Origin of the sequence: Thermopolyspora flexuosa (genome assembly GCF_006716785.1) — a bacterium.
GTDB classification, from domain to species: domain Bacteria; phylum Actinomycetota; class Actinomycetes; order Streptosporangiales; family Streptosporangiaceae; genus Thermopolyspora; species Thermopolyspora flexuosa.
Window position 1 is genome coordinate 3188816 of the sequence record NZ_VFPQ01000001.1, and the last position, 17116, is coordinate 3205931.

General features: G+C 73.4%; 10 protein-coding genes. 5 read left to right on the forward strand and 5 right to left on the reverse strand.

From position 1 onward, the window contains the following. The first annotated feature begins 381 nt into the window (after window positions 1–381). Window positions 382–1713 (forward strand): UDP-N-acetylglucosamine 1-carboxyvinyltransferase, encoded by a 1332-nt coding sequence (murA, locus tag FHX40_RS13480; protein ID WP_142259935.1) that lies wholly within the window; start codon window positions 382–384, stop codon window positions 1711–1713. A gap of 94 nt (window positions 1714–1807) precedes the next feature. Here murA and dnaE read toward each other — a convergent pair whose 3' ends face one another. Together dnaE and FHX40_RS26280 are read right to left on the reverse strand one after the other, a co-directional pair. Beyond that, window positions 1808–5329 (reverse strand): DNA polymerase III subunit alpha, encoded by a 3522-nt coding sequence (gene dnaE, locus FHX40_RS13485; protein WP_142259936.1) that lies wholly within the window; start codon window positions 5327–5329, stop codon window positions 1808–1810. Between the two features lie 127 nt (window positions 5330–5456). Next, on the reverse strand, window positions 5457–6476 hold the full coding sequence (locus FHX40_RS26280) for a chorismate mutase (protein ID WP_373286856.1): 1020 nt from the start codon (window positions 6474–6476) through the stop codon (window positions 5457–5459). Window positions 6477–6940: 464 nt separating this feature from the next. Here FHX40_RS26280 and FHX40_RS13495 point away from each other — a divergent pair, with 464 nt between their 5' ends. The 3 genes from FHX40_RS13495 to FHX40_RS13505 all read left to right on the forward strand — a co-directional run bounded on the left by FHX40_RS13495 (window position 6941) and on the right by FHX40_RS13505 (window position 11143). Further along, the gene (locus FHX40_RS13495) at window positions 6941–9985 is read left to right on the forward strand and encodes a serine/threonine-protein kinase (protein WP_170198830.1); all 3045 of its coding nucleotides are present in this window, start codon (window positions 6941–6943) and stop codon (window positions 9983–9985) included. Between the two features lie 91 nt (window positions 9986–10076). Further along, window positions 10077–10832 (forward strand): AzlC family ABC transporter permease, encoded by a 756-nt coding sequence (locus FHX40_RS13500; protein ID WP_142259938.1) that lies wholly within the window; start codon window positions 10077–10079, stop codon window positions 10830–10832. Next, a complete protein-coding gene (locus FHX40_RS13505; protein ID WP_142259939.1) occupies window positions 10829–11143 on the forward strand; it encodes an AzlD domain-containing protein in 315 nt (104 codons plus the stop codon). The genes FHX40_RS13500 and FHX40_RS13505 overlap by 4 nt, the downstream gene beginning before the upstream one ends. Before the next feature lie 45 nt (window positions 11144–11188). Here the strand turns inward: FHX40_RS13505 and FHX40_RS13510 are convergent, their stop codons facing one another. The 3 genes from FHX40_RS13510 to FHX40_RS13520 all read right to left on the reverse strand — a co-directional run bounded on the left by FHX40_RS13510 (window position 11189) and on the right by FHX40_RS13520 (window position 13208). After that, the gene (locus tag FHX40_RS13510) at window positions 11189–12118 is read right to left on the reverse strand and encodes an RluA family pseudouridine synthase (protein WP_142261767.1); all 930 of its coding nucleotides are present in this window, start codon (window positions 12116–12118) and stop codon (window positions 11189–11191) included. A gap of 276 nt (window positions 12119–12394) precedes the next feature. After that, the gene (locus FHX40_RS13515) at window positions 12395–12811 is read right to left on the reverse strand and encodes a TraR/DksA family transcriptional regulator (protein ID WP_142259940.1); all 417 of its coding nucleotides are present in this window, start codon (window positions 12809–12811) and stop codon (window positions 12395–12397) included. A gap of 127 nt (window positions 12812–12938) precedes the next feature. Beyond that, window positions 12939–13208 carry a DUF167 domain-containing protein gene (locus FHX40_RS13520; protein WP_142259941.1) on the reverse strand — a complete coding sequence of 90 codons (270 nt, stop codon included), beginning with the start codon at window positions 13206–13208 and terminating at the stop codon, window positions 12939–12941. 397 nt (window positions 13209–13605) lie between these two features. Here FHX40_RS13520 and ileS point away from each other — a divergent pair, with 397 nt between their 5' ends. Next, window positions 13606–16764: an isoleucine--tRNA ligase gene (gene ileS, locus FHX40_RS13525; protein ID WP_142259942.1), complete on the forward strand. Its 3159-nt coding sequence runs from the start codon at window positions 13606–13608 to the stop codon at window positions 16762–16764. Window positions 16765–17116: the final 352 nt, after the last annotated feature.

The window sequence follows — 17116 nt, forward strand, 5'->3', positions numbered from 1 at the left end:
CGGCGATCAGCGTCTGGGTGCTCGGGTCGGCGAGCCGCGGGCCGTCGGCCCCGACCACGTACCGGGTCGGGGGCGCCACCGCGGACCAGATCAGCCCGGCGCCGGCCCCCAGCAGCGCGAGGATGATCGCGGTGACGAGCACGTCCCGCACATGCCGCATCGCCCCACCCTTTTCCGGCCCGTCCCACCGGCGTGTCCCGCCGGGCGGAGGGCGCCCTGCGCCCGCCGCCCGCCGATGGTACCTACCCGGCCGCGACGCGGCGGCACTCCGGACCGTGCCGGCATGACCACGCATCCGGATCCCGGCCCTGATCGCGGCCGCCGGGCGGCACGAGCCCCGGCCGGTACGGCCGCCGCTCGGGACCCCGTTACTCTAGGCCGGTGAGCGAACAGGTTTGGAGAATCGAGCCGTCGGGACCGCTGCGCGGCGACGTCGAGGTACGGGGATCGAAGAACGCCGTTTCCAAGCACATGGTCGCCGCCATGCTCGGGGAGGGTCCCAGCACCCTGCACAACACGCCCGAGGTGGGTGAGGTCGGCATCACCGCCGCCATGCTCAGGGCCGTTGGGATCAACGTCGAGGTCAACGGGATGGAGATCACCCTCGAGCGCGGGAGCGAGATCCGTCCCCGCGTCCCCGAGGCGTTCACCGGCCTCAACCGCATCCCCATCCTGATGCTCGGCCCGCTCCTGCACCTCGCCGGCGAGGCCTTCGTGCCGTTCGTCGGCGGCGACCCGATCGGGCGCCGCCCGGTGAACTACCACGTCGACGCGCTCCGCGCGATGGGCGCGGAGGTCGAGGTGGGCGAGACGGGCATCAAGGCGAAGGCGAAGCGGCTGCGCGGGGCCCGGATCGAGCTGCCCTACCCGAGCGTCGGCGCCACCGAGACGATCCTGCTGTCGAGCGTGCTCGCCGAGGGCAAGACGGTGATCAAGGGGGCGGCGACCGAGCCGGAGGTGGTGGAGCTCGCCCTGTTCCTGCAGCGCATGGGGGCGCGCATCGAGCTGAGCCCGGACCGGCGCATCGTCATCGAGGGCGTCGACCGGCTGCGCGGCGCGTCCATGTGGCTCGCGGGCGACCGCATCGAGGCGTTCTCCTACCTGGTGGCCGGCCTCGTCACCGGTGGGGAGGTCCGGGTGCACGGCTGCCCGCAGGACCGCCTCGTCACCGCGATCACCACGCTCGCCCGGATGGGCGCCCAGTTCGAGATCACCGACGAGTGGCTGTGCGCCACCGCGCCGAACGGGCTGCGCGCCGCCGCGGTGCAGACCGACACCCACCCGGGCTTCATGACCGACTGGCAGACCCCGCTGATGGTGCTGTTCACCCAGGCCGAGGGCATGTCGGTGCTGCACGAGACGGTGTTCGAGAACCGGCTCGTCTACGTGCCCGCGCTGCAGAAAATGGGCTGCGAGATCGAGGTGTTCGACCAGTGCCTCGGCGGCCCCGCCTGCCGCTACCACGACACCAACGCCAAGCACTCGGCGGTGGTGCGCGGCGTGTCGAAGCTGCGCGGCGCGGACGTGACCCTGCCGGACATCCGGGCCGGGTTCTCCGCCGTGCTCGCCGCCGCGGTCGCCGAGGGCTCCTCGACGCTGCGCGGCGTCAACCACATCGAGCGCGGCTACCACCGCGTGTACGAGCAGTTCACCTCGCTCGGCCTGAAGATCACCCGGCTGACCGAGGAGGAGGCCCCGCCGCCCTCCGTGTGACGGCCTTCCGCCGACGTGGACGGGCCCGCGCCGCCGCGGCGCGGGCCCGTCTTCCGTCGTTCTCGTCGTTCCGGTACGGCCGGCCGGGTACGGCCTACGCGCCGAGGCATGCCGGGCCGAGCAGCTGCTTGAGGTCGCCCATGAGCGCCGGGGAGGGCGCCACGCGGAGCCGGTCGTCGAGCCGCACCACGGTGGTCTTCGACCCCCGGTGCACCTGCAGGTGCACCTCGGTGGTGCCGGGGTGGGTGGTGAGCACCTCCTTGAGCTGGGTGACCAGCGGCAGGGTGCAGCGGTTCTCGGCGATGCTCACCACGAGCGGCCCGCCGTTCTCCTGGGTGAGGTCGGGCTGGGTGACCTCCATCGCGATGAGCTTGGCGACCTCCTCGCGCTTGTCCAGCCGCCCCTTGACGAACACGATCGCGTCCTCGGCGAGGATCGTCGAGCACAGCTGGTAGGTCGAGGGGAAGATCATCACCTCGATCGCGCCCTCGAGGTCCTCCAGCGTGGCGAGCACCCAGGTGTCGCCCTTCTTGGTGATCTTGCGCTGGAGCCCGGTGAGGATGCCGCCGACGGTGACGATCTGCCCGTCGGGGCGCTCCTCGGCCTGCAGCGCGGCGATCGAGCAGTCGGCCCCGGCGGACAGGATGTGCTCCACGCCGAGCAGCGGGTGGTCCGAGACGTACAGGCCGAGCATCTCCCGCTCGAACTGCAGCAGCGTGGTCTTGTCCCACTCCCCCGGCGGGATCTGCACGTCGAAGGTGCTGTCCTCGACGCCCTCGACCGCACCGAACAGCGAGTCCTGCCCGATCGCCTCGTTCTTCTTGATGTCGATCACCGCGTCCACGGCCTGCTCGTGCACCATGACCAGGCCCTTGCGCTGGTGCCCGAGCGAGTCGAACGCGCCCGCCTTGATCAGCGACTCGATCACCCGCTTGTTGCACACCGCCGCGGGGACCTTGCGCAGGAAGTCGGCGAAGTCGGTGAACCGGCCCTTCTCGGTGCGCGCCTGGATGATCGCGTCCACCACGTTCGCGCCGACGTTGCGGATCGCCGACAGGCCGAACCGGATGTCGCCGCCGCGCGGGGTGAAGTCCGAGTCGGAGTCGTTGACGTCGGGCGGGAGCACCTTGATGCCCATGCGGCGGCACTCGTTGAGGTAGAGCGCGCTCTTGTCCTTGTCGTCCTTGACGCTGGTGAGCAGGGCCGCCATGTACTCGGCGGGGTGGTTCGCCTTGAGGTAGGCGGTCCAGTACGACACCAGGCCGTACCCGGCGGTGTGCGCCTTGTTGAACGCGTAGTCGGAGAACGGCACCAGGATGTCCCACAGCGCCTTGATCGCCTCGTCCGAGTAGCCGTTCTCCCGCATGCCGCGCTCGAAGAACTCGTACTGCTTGTCGAGCTCGGCCTTCTTCTTCTTGCCCATCGCCCGGCGCAGCAGGTCCGCGCCGCCGAGCGAGTACCCGGCGACCCGCTGCGCGATCGCCATGACCTGCTCCTGGTAGACGATGAGGCCGTAGGTGGTGGACAGGATGTCCCGCAGCGGCTCCTCGAGCTCGGGGTGGATCGGGACGATCTCCTGCTGGCCGTTCTTGCGCAGCGCGTAGTTGGTGTGCGAGTTCGCGCCCATCGGGCCGGGCCGGTAGAGCGCGAGCGCCGCGGAGATGTCCTCGAAGTTGTCCGGCCGCATCAGGCGGAGCAGCGACCGCATGCCGCCACCGTCGAGCTGGAAGATGCCGAGGGTGTCGCCCCGCGCCAGCAGCTCGTACGTCTTGGTGTCGTCGAGCGGCAGCTTGAGCAGGTCGATCTTCTCGCCCGTGTTCGCCTCGATCATCTTCAGGCAGTCGTCGATGATCGTGAGGTTCCGCAGGCCGAGGAAGTCCATCTTCAGCAGGCCGAGCGTCTCGCAGGTCGGGTAGTCGAACTGCGTGATGATCGCCCCGTCCGAGTCCCGCCGCATGATCGGGATGTGGTCGGTGAGCGGCTCGGCGGACATGATGACGCCCGCGGCGTGCACGCCGGTCTGCCGGATCAGGCCCTCCAGGCCCCGGGCGAGGTCGATGGTGGCCCGGACGTCGGCGTCCTCCTCGTACATCTTGCGCAGCTCGCCCGCCTCGGCGTAGCGGGGGTGCGACTCGTCGAAGATGCCGGCGAGCGGGATGTCCTTGCCCATCACCGCGGGCGGGAACGCCTTGGAGATGCGGTCGCCGAGCGCGTACGGGTAGCCGAGCACGCGGCCCGCGTCCTTGATCGCAGCCTTCGCCTTGATGGTGCCGAAGGTGCAGATCATCGCGACCTTGTCGGCGCCCCACTTCTCGGTCACGTAGCGGATGACGTCGGCCCGGCGACGTTCGTCGAAGTCGATGTCGATGTCGGGCATCGACACGCGTTCGGGGTTGAGGAACCGTTCGAAGATCAGGCCGTGCGGGATCGGGTCGAGGTCGGTGATGCCGAGGGCGTACGCCACCAGCGAGCCGGCCGCCGAGCCACGGCCGGGGCCCACCCGGATGCCGTTGTTCTTCGCCCACATGATGAAGTCGGCCACCACGAGGAAGTAGCTCGGGAAGCCCATCTGGACGATGACGTTGATCTCGTTCTCGACCCAGGCCCGGTGCTCCTCGTCGACCCCGTCCGGGAAGCGGCGCTCCATGCCCTTCCACACCTGCTGCCGGAAGTACTCCTCCTCGGTCATCCCGTCCGGGATGGGGAAGGTGGGCATGAGGTTCTTGTGGGCGAACATGCCCGTCGGGTCGACCTTCTCGGCGATGAGCAGGGTGTTGCGGCAGCCCTCGGCCCACAGCTCGGAGGTGTCGAGCGCCCGCATCTCGTCGGCGGACTTGATGTAGTAGCCGGTCCCGTCGAACCGGAACCGGTCCGGGTCGGAGAGCTGCTTGCCGGTCTGGACGCACAGCAGCGCGTCGTGGCTGGCGGCGTCGGACTCGTAGGTGTAGTGCGAGTCGTTGGTGACGACCGGCGGGATGCCGAGCTCCTTGCCGATCCGGACGAGCCCGTCGCGGACCCGGCGCTCGATGTCGAGGCCGTGGTCCATGAGCTCGAGGTAGTAGTTCTCCTTGCCGAAGATCTCCTGGTACTTCGCGGCCGCCTTGAGCGCCTCCTCGTACTGGCCGAGCCGCAGCCGGGTCTGCACCTCGCCGGACGGGCAGCCGGTGGTCGCCATCAGCCCCTCGGCGTGCTCGGCGATGAGCTCGGCGTCCATGCGCGGCCACTTGCGCACGAAGCCCTCGGTGTAGGCGCGGGAACTGAGCTTCATGAGGTTGTGCAGGCCGGTCTTGTTCCGCGCCCAGATCGTCATGTGGGTGTAGTAGCCGCCGGCGGACACGTCGTCGCCGCGCTGGTGCGGCTCGCCCCACAGCACCGGCTTCTTCTGGAACCGCGACTCCGGCGCGACGTACGCCTCGATGCCGATGATCGGCTTGATGTCCGCGGCCGTGGCCTGCTTGTAGAAGTCGTAGATGCCGTGCAGGTTGCCGTGGTCGGTGATCGCGACGGCGGGCATGCCCAGGTCGGTGACCTGCTTGAACATCTGCCCCAGTCGGGCCGCCCCGTCCAGCATCGAGTACTCGGTGTGGACGTGCAGATGGACAAACGATTCGGCCATGCGGTCCTGGTTCCTCTCGCTCGCACCTACCCGGCGGGGCAAGAGCCTACGCGCTTCGCGGCCGGTGTGACGCCCGGGACGCTCGCCCGAATCGGCGTGCCGTACGCGGCCCGCCGCGGGAGCGGCGCTACGCGGGATCGGCGCCCGCCGGGGCCGTCCGCTCCCGTCGTTCCTCTTCGGCGAGCCGGAGCCCGGCCTCGATCACCGCGTTCATGATCGGGGCGAGGTGGGCCTCGCCGAGACGCGGCGCGCGGCGGGCCATCGCGGCGACGAGGCGGCGTTCCCGCTCCGGATCCCGCCCGGCGAAGCCGCCGACCGGCTTGAGCCGCTGGATGATCCCGGCGAGCGCGGCGCGCCGCTCCAGCAGCACGGCGAGGGCCGCGTCCACCCGGTCGATCGCGGCGCGGGCGTCCGGGATCGTCGCGGGGCGCTCCCGCCGGACGAGGGCGGCGACGACCGTGGCGGCCTCCCGCGCGGCGGCGACGGCCTCCGGCGCGGCGTGCGGGGCGAGCAGCAGTCCGTCTGCCCCGGCGGCGACGGCCGCGGGGGCGAGCGCGGCGTCGTGCCCCAGGTAGGCGAGGACCGGGAGCCCCGACCGCTCCCGGGCGGCCTGGAGCAGCCCGAGGTCGAGCGGCGGGGCGGGCGGGCCCTCCAGGCCGTCCGTCCCGTCCCCGCCGGGCGCGGGCCGGTCGGCGCCCTCGCAGAGCACGACCCGGCCGTCGCCCTCGGTACGGCACGCCGCGGCGGCGGCGAGCCAGCGGGCGAGGTCCGTCCCGTCGCGCCGCAGCACCACGGGCAGGCCGAGGCGGGCCGCCGCGGGCGGCAGCGGCTCCCCGCAGTCCGGGCAGGCGTCCCCCGCCCCGAGCACGAGGCCGTCGGCGAGCCGGGCGGCCTCGGCGAGCGCGGCGTGGCCGGCGGGCGCGGCGAGCAGCGGGCCGTCCCACGCGCGGCGCAGCCGCTCGAGCTCCGCGGCGGCGGCGCCGGGGCGCGCGGGCAGGGCGATCCAGCGCGCGTCGGGGCGGGCCTCGCCCACCAGCCCGCCCAGCACCGGTACGGGGCCGTCGCCCAGGCGCAGCGCGGCCACGCGCACCACGTGCGGCTCCCGCCCGGTGGCCAGGGTCGTCTCGATGGTCGTGTCCACGGTCACGGCATGCCGGTCTTCCTGCTCGGTCGGCCCGCGGGCCGACGGCCGGTCAGGTCGAGGTGGGCGTTCGCGTGTCCCGCAGGCCGGTCGGCCGGGTCCGGCACGACGGCACGAGACAACACGAAAGGCAGAGACCCGACTGGTCTCTGCCTCCTGCCGGCTCCGGCGGTCGCTCTCCGCTACGGGTCAGAGGACCGGCCCACCCGGAGCCGGCCTGCTAAACCCACGTGCCCGATTCATACCGGTCAGGGTAGCAGTCGCGGCCGTATGTCCCGGCCGCCGACGCGCGCGTGACCGAGATAACACCGACAATTCACCATATAACAGACAGCGACCCTACTCGCCCGTACCGGAGCCGCCTCCGCCGGACCGACCCAAGGTCAATTTTTTGCCAAGCTATGGGAAGATTCACGGGTTCTGGGAGGGGGTACAGGCGGGTGATGACCGCAGCGGAGCCGGGACGTCGGGTGGCCGGGAGGTACCACCTGATCGAGCCCATCGGGCGGGGCGGCATGGGCATCGTGTGGCGCGCCCACGATGAGCTCCTCGACCGGCCCGTCGCGGTCAAGGAGGTCCGCTACAACGGCGCGGTCGGCGACGAGCTCGCCGACCTCAACCGGCGGACCATGCGCGAGGCCCGCGCCGCGGGGCGGCTCACCCACCCGAACGTGGTCGTCGTCCACGACGTGATCGAGGAGGACGGCCGCCCGTGGATCGTCATGCAGCTCGTGCCCTCCCGCTCGCTCGGCCAGGTGATCCGCGAGGAGGGGCCGCTGCCCCCGGAGCGGGTGGCGCACATCGGCCTGGAGGTGCTCAAGGCGCTGCGCAGCGCGCACGCGATGGGCGTGCTGCACCGGGACGTCAAGCCGGAGAACGTGCTGCTCGCCGACGACGGCCGGGTGGTGCTCACCGACTTCGGCATCGCGCGGGTGGAGACCGACAGCACGATGACCCGCACCGGGCTCGTGGGCACGCCCGCGTTCATGCCGCCCGAACGGCTGCGGGGCGCGCCCGCGCAGCGCGAGTCCGACCTGTGGTCGCTCGGCGCGACCCTGTACGCGGCCGTGGAGGGCCGCCCGCCGCACGACAAGGGCGCCCCGCTGCCGACGATGCACGCGGTGCTCATGGACGAGCCGGAGCCCGCGGTGCACGCCGGGCGGCTCGCCCCGCTGATCGAGGGCCTGCTGCGCAAGGACCCGGCCGAACGGCCGACCTACGACCAGATCGAGCGCATGCTGCGCCGGGCCCTGGAGCCCGAGCCCACGCCGCCGCCCGCCCCGCCACCGCCGCGGACCGGCTCCCGCGTCCCGCAGACCGGGGACGCCGCTCCCCCGCCCGCCGCGCCGGCGAAGCCGCGGCCCCGCGGCGGCCCGGCCGCGTCGCCGGGCGCCGCCGTACCGGAGACGGGCCTGTCGCTCGGCGCCGAGGCCGGCGCCCCGCCGCGGCCGGAGAGCCCGGCCGCCGGGAAGGCGGAGCGGGGCGCCGCCGCCCGGGACGAGGGGGCGGGCCGCTCCCGGCCGGGGGCCGCGAAGTCCGCCGCAGGAGCCGCCGCGCGCGGTAAGCCCGCCGGCAAGGCCTCCGCGGCGTCCGCCGCCGGTACGGCGTCCGGCGGCACGTCCGCGGCCGGCGAGGAGGCCGCCGGGCCGGACGACCCGACGCTGCCGAAGAACCAGGTGGCGCGGCCCGCCGCGGACGGGCCGGACGCGGCGGGGAAACCGGCGGCCGGGACGTCCGGATCGGCCCGGGCGAAGTCCACGGGCACGAAGTCCGGCGGGGCGAAGTCCGGTGCCGCGAAGGCCACGGAAGCCTCGGACCCCGACCCGGCCGACACCATCCGCACCCAGAAGATCGGCTCGTGGGCGCTCGAGACCCTCGGCGTCGGCCGCCTGTCCCGCGCCAAGGACGGTGACGACGCGGAGCCGGAGAAGGGCGAGGACGACGGCGGGAAGCCGGGGAAGGACGGGGGCGGAGAGGACGCCGGGGAGGCCGGTGGCCGCCGTCTGGGCGCGTTCGCCTCGGCGTCGTCCGGCACGCCCCGCACCCGGCTCGGCGCGTTCGCGTCCCGCACCGGCGAGGACGACGACGCCGATCGGACGGACGCCTCCGGCGAGGAGGGCGCGGACGCGGCGGCGTCCGGCCGGCCGCGGGACGAGGAGCGGCCGCCCGGCGAGCGCGCGGACTCCCCCGGCACGGCCGTACCGGAACGGGACGGGGACGACGCGGCGAAGAAGCCCGCCGCGAAGGGGAGCACGGGCGAGAAGCGCCCGGCCGCGACGGCGACGAAGGGCTCGGGCGGCACGTCCCCGGCGGCCTCCGCACGCGCCGCGCAGGAGGAGGACGCCCGCGCCGGGAAGAAGGCCGATCCGGAGGTGGAGGACCGCACCCGGCGGCTGCACGAGTGGCCCGTCCTCCCGGACGACGAACCGGCGGAGCCACGGGACGCCCAGGGGCCCGAGGACGAGGACACGGCCGCCCCGGCCGACGCGGAACCCGCGGCGAAGGCGGACTCCGCCGCCGGGAGGTCCGGTACGGCGTCCGCGACCGCGGGGCCGAAGGAGGGGACGGCCGCGGCCGGGCGGCCCGCGCGGCGGACCGTCCGGCGGATGTCCCCGTTCCCGGCCCCCTACTCCCGGCCGGATCCCGGGACGCGCGCCGGGATGACCGGGCGGCCGGCCGCGGAACGGCCCCGCAGGCCCCGGCCCACCATGGTGGTGCCCACCGCCTTGCAGCGGCGGATCACGTCCACGCGCCTCCCGGCGCGGATCTCCCCGCTGCTCGCGAATCCGACCGTGAGGATCGTCCTGGTCGCGGTGCCGGTGATCATCCTCGTGGCGATCGTCGCCGCCCTGCTCGGCATGCGCGACGCGCGGAACGAGGTCGCCCGGCAGTCGGGCGATCCGGCCGGCGCCCCGGCCACCACACAGCCGGGCCGTACCGGCGCGAACGCCTTCAACGGGTCCTCCGGGACCGCCCAGGCGAAGGCCGACGGCAAGGCGTCGGCGAGCCCGTCCGCGGGGGACGGCGCGGACGCCAAGACCGAGGAGGCGGCAGGGAAGCGTCCCGGGTCGGACGGCGTCCCGAAGGGCTGGCGGCGGTACACCGACCCCACCGGGTTCTCGCTCGCGCTGCCGAAGGGCTGGAAGGTGCAGCGGCGCGAGGGGTCGCGGGTCTTCTTCCGCGGCAACCTGCGCAGCACCTTCCTGCTGATCGACCAGACCAGGTCGCCCAAGCCGAACGCGAAGCGGGACTGGCTCGCCCAGGAGCGGGCGACCCGCCGCAACTTCCCCGGCTACAAGCGGGTGCGGATCAAGTCGGTCGACTACTTCAAGACCGCGGCCGACTGGGAGTGGACGTACTACTCCCGCGGGGCGAAGCTCCACGTGATCAACCGCGGCTTCGTCACGGGCAAGCGCCGCGGATACGCGATCTACTGGAGCACCCTGCACAAGAACTGGAAGAAGAACTACCGCTACTTCGAGGTCTTCGTCGACACCTTCCGGCCCGCCAAGTGACCCCGGCGGCAGGTCACGCCCCGGTACGGCGGGCCACAGCAGCACCCCGGTGAGGTAAAGCCCCCGTCACGGTGGCGTAACCTCACCTGCCATGGAAGACACAACAACGCGGCCCGATCAGGGCGTCTCCGCCGCGCGACGGGCCGGGATCGGGGTCGGCCTCGCGGTGGGATGCTCCGGGGTGGCGTTCGGCGCGGCGGCGGTCACCGCCGGGCTCGACGTCGTGCAGGCGTGCGTGCTGAGCCTGTTCGCGTTCACCGGGGCCTCCCAGTTCGCGCTGGCGGGCGCGGTCGCCGGCGGCGGTGACCTGGTCGCGGGCACCGCGGGCGCGCTGCTGCTCGGCGCGCGCAACACCCTCTACGGGCTGCGCCTGGCCGGCCCGCTCGGGGTGCGCGGGCTGCGGCGGCTCGGCGTCGCGCTCGGCGTGATCGACGAGACCACCGCGGTCGCCATGGCCCAGCTTGACAACGGGCGCGAGGCCCGGCCCGGCGCGGACGGCGCGGAGCCGGACGAGGCGGCGAACCGGCGGGCCCGCGCCGGGTTCTTCACCACCTTCCTCACCCTGTACCTGGCCTGGAACGTGTCAACGCTGATCGGGGCCGTGGGCACCGCGCAGATGGCCGACCCGGCGGTGCTGGGACTGGACGCGGTGGGCCCGGCCTGCTTCCTCGCCCTGCTGTGGCCGCGGCTGCGGTCGGGCGGCGCGACGCGGCTGCGCCTGGTCGCGGTCGCGGGCGCGGCGATCGCCCTGCTCACCACCCCCCTGCTGCCGCCGGGCATCCCGGTGCTGCTCGCCTCGGTGGCCGCGCTGCCCGCCCTGCTGGCGCCGAAGGAGGCGACGCGATGAGCGCGACCTGGTGGGCGGTGATCGCCACCTGCGTGGGGTGCTACCTGCTCAAGCTCGCCGGGCTCGCGGTGCCGCGGCGGGTGCTCGACCGGCCGGGGCTGCGGCGGTTCGCGGAGCTGGCGCCGGTGGCGCTGCTGTCCGCGCTGATCGCGGTGCAGATGTTCGCCTCCGGCCAGGAGCTGCATTTCGACGGGGCGCGCACCCTCGGGCTCGCCGCGGCCGTGGTGGCTCTGCTGCTGCGCGCGCCGTTCCTGCTCGTGCTCGCGATCACGGCGGCGGTCACCGCGCTCGCCCGGCTGGCGGGCCTGTGACCGCCCGGCCCGCCGTACGGCCCGGCCGTGCCGGCCCGGACGCGCTCAGGACTCGGCGCGCAGGATCTCCAGCGAGCGGGCGAGGTCCTCGGGGTAGTCGCTGGTGAAGGTGACGCGGTGCCCGGTGATCGGGTGGTCGAAGGAGAGCGAGACCGCGTGCAGCCACTGGCGCCTGACGCCGAGGCGGGCGGCGAGCGTGGGGTCGGCCCCGTACAGCATGTCGCCCACGCACGGGTGGCGCAGCGCGGACATGTGCACGCGGATCTGGTGGGTGCGCCCGGTCTCCAGGTCGATCTCGAGCAGCGACGCCGCCCGGAACGCCTCGATCGTGGTGTAGTGCGTGATCGACGGCTTGCCGCCCGCCACCACGGCGAACCTGCCGTTGCCCGACGGGTGCCGGTCGATCGGGGCGTCGACGGTGCCGCGCAGCGGGTCCGGATGGCCCTGCACCAGGGCGTGGTAGCGCTTCTCCACGTCGCGCTCCTTGAACGCCCGCTTCAGCCGCGAGTAGGCGGTCTCGCTCTTGGCGACCACCATCACCCCGGTGGTGTTCGCGTCGAGGCGGTGCACGATGCCCTGCCGCTCGGCCGCGCCGCTCGTCGCCACCCGGTGACCGGCGGCGAGCAGGCCGCCGAGCACGGTCGGGCCGGTCCAGCCGACCGTGGGGTGCGCGGCCACGCCGGTCGGCTTGTCGATGACGACGATGTCCTCGTCCTCGTAGAGGATGCGCATGCCGGGCACGGGCTCGGCGACCGGGGCCGGCGCGGTCGGCGGCGGCGGGATGCGCACCTGGAGCCACGCCCCGGCCCGCACCCGCTCCGACTTGGCCGGGGTGACCCCGTCGAGCAGCACGTCCCCGGCGGCGATCAGCTCCGCGGCCCGGGTACGGCTCAGCCCGAACATCCGGGACAACGCGGCGTCGATCCGCTCGCCCTCCAACCCGTCCGGTACGGGCAGGTTGCGCTGTTCGGTCATGCTCACCGGTTCCGCCTTCCCGCCGGCCTGCCGGCTGGGTCCTCCCGTTCGATCACCTGCAGGTCACCGTTCCGCGCCGGAGCGACCGGCGCGGACCGCGACGCCGCCCCTGCCGTGCCGTACCGGGCCCCCGTCGTGCGCACGGGGTCCCGCCGGTGCAGGGCGGGCGTCCCCGGCCTCGCGGCGCCCGCGCGCGTGCGGGCGCCACCCGGCCCCGGTCAGGTTACCAGCGCCCGCCGCCGGGAGGGTTCGGTCGGTCCCGGTCGGTGTCCCGCGCTAGCGCCGCTCCTCCCGCTGTTTGCATTCCATGCACAGGGTGGCCCGGGGGAAGGCGCGCAGCCGCTCCTTGCCGATCGGGCGCTGGCAGGACTCGCACACCCCGTAGGTGCCCGCGTCCACCCGGGCGATCGCCCGCTCGTTCTGCGCGAGCAGGTCACGGGCGTTCAGGCTGAGGGCGATCTCCCGCTCCCGCTCGTAGGTCTTGGCGCCGGCGTCCGCCTCGTCGTCGCCGTCGCGCTCGCTCGTCTCCGACGCCATCCGGGCCTCGGCCCGCTCGATGTCGGCCTTGAGCTCCTCGATCTCCTGGAGCAGGCGGGCCTTGACCTCGGCCAGCTCCTCGGGGGTCCAGGCGCCGTCGTCGACCCGGGCGCCCCCCTTCGCCGTGCCTTTCCCCGTTCGCGTCGTGCCAGCCATCGTGCCCTCCTCGGCGATCAACCACGTCAGCGGTCCGGGCGGCGCGCCCGCCGCCCGCGAACCGGGAGCCGACCCGCCGAGCGTCGTTCCCGGTCAGGGCCGATGACCTACCCACACCAGGGGGGCCTCACCCCTCACGGAGCGCTTCGGCGCGCCGGGCGAGCTCCTCCTCGTCGCCGACGATCTCGACCACCTTGTCGCGGCTGGTCGCGCCGGACACCAGCCGCACGTCCGCGCGCCGCACGCCGAACGCCTCCGCCACCGCGCGCAGCGCCGCCTCGGTGGCCTTGCCGTCCACCGCCCGCTCGTTCACCTTCACCACCACGGCGGAGTCGCCGTACCGGCCGCCGACCCCCGCCCGCGACGCCCCGGGCCGTACCCTGATCGCCAACCGCACGGTGAAACCTCCCTCACAACGCTGTCCACGCCCGGCCCCGCGGCCCCACCGGCCCCGTTCACCGGAGGGCCGCACCGCCGCGGGTGCGTTATCTTTTTAGTCTGCAAGGCTGCAAGGCGTTGATGGGGACGAGTACCTCCGACCCCTTCCGCGGGAGCGAGCCGGGGACGGTGCGAGCCCGGCGCGGAAGCCGGAGGGAAGATCACCCCGGAGCCGCCGGAAGAAAGGCCGGCCCTCCTTCGGCCCGGCCGAGTAGAACCGGCAGCAGCGATCAATGAGAGGGCCCTCCGCGTGTTCCGGGAGGGTCAAGGAGGGTGGTACCGCGGGGCCGTTCCGCCTCGTCCCTCCACGCCACGACGCCCGCACCCCAGACGCCAGCGTGGAGGTCCCGCTCACGATGACACACCGTTTCACCCCCCTTCCCGCACAGGTGAACCTGCCCAAGCTCGAGCACGAGGTGCTCCAGCGGTGGCGTGACGGGAAGGTGTTCGAGCGCTCGCTGGAGCAGAACGCCTCCGGCCCGCAGTGGACCTTCTACGAGGGGCCGCCGACCGCGAACGGCATGCCCGGCGTGCACCACGTGGAGGCCCGCGTCTTCAAGGACGTGTTCCCCCGCTACCGGTCGATGCGCGGCTACCACGTGCCGCGCAAGGCCGGCTGGGACTGCCACGGCCTGCCCGTCGAGGTGGCCGTGGAGAAGGAGCTCGGCCTGTCCGGCAAGCAGCAGATCGAGGCGTACGGCATCGCCGAGTTCAACGCCCGCTGCCGCGAGTCGGTGCTGCGGCACGTGGACGCGTTCGAGCGGCTCACCGAGCGCATGGGCTACTGGGTCGACATGTCCCAGGCGTACCGGACCATGGACCCCGACTACGTCGAGGCGGTCTGGTGGTCGCTCAAGACGATCTGGGACAAGGGCCTGCTCTTCCGCGACTACCGCATCACGCCGTACTGCCCGCGCTGCGGCACCGGCCTGTCCGACCACGAGCTCGGCCAGCCCGGCGGGTACGAGACCGTGGCGAGCCCGTCGGTGTACGTGCGCATGCCCGCCACCTCGGGGCGGCTCGCCGAGCTGGGCGCGAAGCTGCTGATCTGGACCACGACCCCGTGGACGCTCGTGTCGAACACGGCGATCGCGGTGCACCCCGAGGTGACCTACGTGGCCGCGCGCCCGGCCGGGTCCGACGAGGTGCTCGTGGTCGCCGAGCCGCTGCTCGCCACGGTGCTCGGCGAGGACGCCGAGGTGGTCGAGACCTTCACCGGCGCCGAGCTGGAGCGCACCACCTACACGCGGCCGTTCGACCTGGTCGACATCCCGGACGCGCACTACGTGGTGCTCGGCGACTACGTCACCGTCGAGGACGGTACCGGCCTGGTCCACCAGGCCCCGGCGTTCGGCGCGGACGACATGGCCACCTGCAAGCGGTACGGCCTGCCGGTGGTGAACCCGGTCGGCCCGGACGGCCGGTTCCTCGACGACGTGCCGTTCGTCGGTGGCGTGTTCTTCAAGGACGCCGACGCGCGGCTCATCGAGGACCTGCGCGCCCGTGGCCTGCTGCTGCGCGCCGAGACCTTCGAGCACAGCTACCCGCACTGCTGGCGGTGCCACACGCCGCTGCTGTACTACGCGCTGCCCGCGTGGTACATCCGCACCACCGCGATCAAGGAGCAGCTGCTCGCGGAGAACGAGAAGACCAACTGGTACCCCGAGACGATCAAGTGGGGCCGGTACGGCGAGTGGCTGCGCAACAACGTCGACTGGGCGCTGTCCCGGTCCCGGTACTGGGGCACCCCGCTGCCGCTGTGGGTGTGCACCGCCGACGAGTCGCACGTCACCTGCGTCGGCTCGCTGGAGGAGCTGGGCCGGTACGCCGGGCGCGACCTGTCCTCGCTCGACCCGCACCGGCCGTACGTGGACGAGGTCGTCTTCCCCTGCCCGACCTGCGGCGCCGAGGCGCGGCGGGTGCCGGACGTGATCGACGCCTGGTACGACTCGGGCGCGATGCCGTTCGCCCAGTGGGGCGCGCCGTACCGGAACAAGGAGGTCTTCGAGAACTCCTACCCGGCGCAGTACATCTGCGAGGCGATCGACCAGACCCGCGGCTGGTTCTACTCGCTCATGGCGGTCGGCACGCTCGTGTTCGGGCGGTCCTCGTACGAGAACGTGGTGTGCCTCGGGCACATCCTCGCCGAGGACGGCCGGAAGATGAGCAAGCACTTCGGCAACGTGCTGGAGCCGATCCCGCTCATGGACGAGCACGGCGCGGACGCGCTGCGCTGGTTCATGGCCTGCTCCGGCTCCCCGTGGGCGGCCCGGCGGGTGGGGCGCGCCGCGCTCGAGGAGATCGTCCGGAAGGTCCTGCTCACCTACTGGAACACGGTCGCGTTCTTCACCCTGTACGCCCACGCCGAGTCCTGGTCGCCGACGGCCGGCGACGCCCCGGCGTACGCGGACCGGCCGCTGATCGACCGGTGGGCGCTGTCCGAGCTGCACCGCACGGTGCGGGAGGTCGGCGACGCGCTCGACGTGTTCGACACCGCGCGGGCGGGGCGGCGGCTCACCGAGTTCCTCGACGACCTGTCGAACTGGTACGTGCGGCGCTGCCGCCGCCGGTTCTGGAACGGTGATGCGGCGGCGTTCGCCACGCTGTACGAGTGCCTGGAGACGGTCACCCGGCTGATGGCGCCGATCGTGCCGTTCATCACCGACTACGTGTGGGACGTGCTGCGCACGCCGGACGCGCCCACCTCGGTGCACCTCGCCCGGTGGCCGGAGGTGAAGGACGAGCTGATCGACCCCGAGCTCGCCGCGCGCATGGCGCTGGTGCGGCGGCTGGTGGAGCTGGGCCGGTCGGCCCGCGCCTCCAGCGGGGTGCGCACCCGGCAGCCGCTCGCCCGGGCCCTCGTCGGCGCCCCCGGCTGGGCGGAGCTGCCCGACGAGCTGCGCACGCTCATCGCCGAGGAGCTCAACGTGCAGCGGCTGGAGGACCTGTCCGGGTTCTCCGCGGACCTCGTCTCGTTCACGGTCAAGCCGAACTTCCGCGCGCTCGGCAAGCGGTTCGGCAAGCAGACCAAGCAGGTGGCGGCGGCGATCACCGCGGCCGACCCGGCGGAGATCGCCCGCGCGGTGCGCGGCGGCGGCACCGTCACCGTGACCGCCGAGGAGGTCGGCGCGGTCGAGCTTACCGCCGACGAGGTGATCGTCACCGAGCAGCCGAAGGCCGGCTGGGCGGTGGAGCGGGGCGCCGTGGAGACCGGGGCGGGCGAGACGATCGCGCTCGACCTCGAGGTCACCCCGGAGCTGCGCCGCGCCGGTCTGGTCCGCGAGGTGATCCGGCTGGTGCAGGAGGCCCGCAAGTCGAGCGGCCTCGCCATCACCGACCGCATCGAGCTGTGGTGGCGCACCACCGACGACGAGCTCGCCCAGGCGCTGCGCGAGCAGGGCGAGGCGGTCGCGGGCGAGGTGCTCGCCACCGCGATGACCGAGGGCTCCGAGCCGGAGCTGCGCGAGTTCACCGACGACGACCTCGCGCTCACCTTCCAGCTCCGCAAGGCCTGAACCGGTTACGTACGGCCCGGGCGAGCGGCCACCGCCCTCGCCCGGGCCGTCCCGTATCCGGGCACGGCCGCCGGGGCGGGACGACAGGGCGAGCCGGGCGATGAACCGTGATGATGGTGACCCGCGCACCCGGGAACGCGCGCGAGCGAGCGGGAGCCCCATGGACCCCGATCCCGGGGGACCTGGCAGGGACCGGGTTAAGGATCGGTCAAGGTCTCCGCCGGACGAACCCTCAACCACCCGAGCGGAAGCGACGACGAGTACGGCCATCCGGTTCGGCGCGCGACGAGCCGCGGGTACGCGCGAGGACATGGCGTGCTGTGCTCAGGCCGAGGCTTCGGAACGTACGGAA

What these genes read in the sequence shown, in the direction of transcription:
- dnaE (WP_142259936.1), bottom strand. Translation starts at nt 5,329, where the DNA reads ATGGCCGAATCGTTTGTCCATCTGCACGTCCACACCGAGTACTCGATG.
- FHX40_RS13500 (WP_142259938.1), top strand. Translation starts at nt 10,077, where the DNA reads ATGGAAGACACAACAACGCGGCCCGATCAGGGCGTCTCCGCCGCGCGA.
- FHX40_RS13505 (WP_142259939.1), top strand. Translation starts at nt 10,829, where the DNA reads ATGAGCGCGACCTGGTGGGCGGTGATCGCCACCTGCGTGGGGTGCTAC.
- FHX40_RS13510 (WP_142261767.1), bottom strand. Translation starts at nt 12,118, where the DNA reads ATGACCGAACAGCGCAACCTGCCCGTACCGGACGGGTTGGAGGGCGAG.
- FHX40_RS13515 (WP_142259940.1), bottom strand. Translation starts at nt 12,811, where the DNA reads ATGGCTGGCACGACGCGAACGGGGAAAGGCACGGCGAAGGGGGGCGCC.
- ileS (WP_142259942.1), top strand. Translation starts at nt 13,606, where the DNA reads ATGACACACCGTTTCACCCCCCTTCCCGCACAGGTGAACCTGCCCAAG.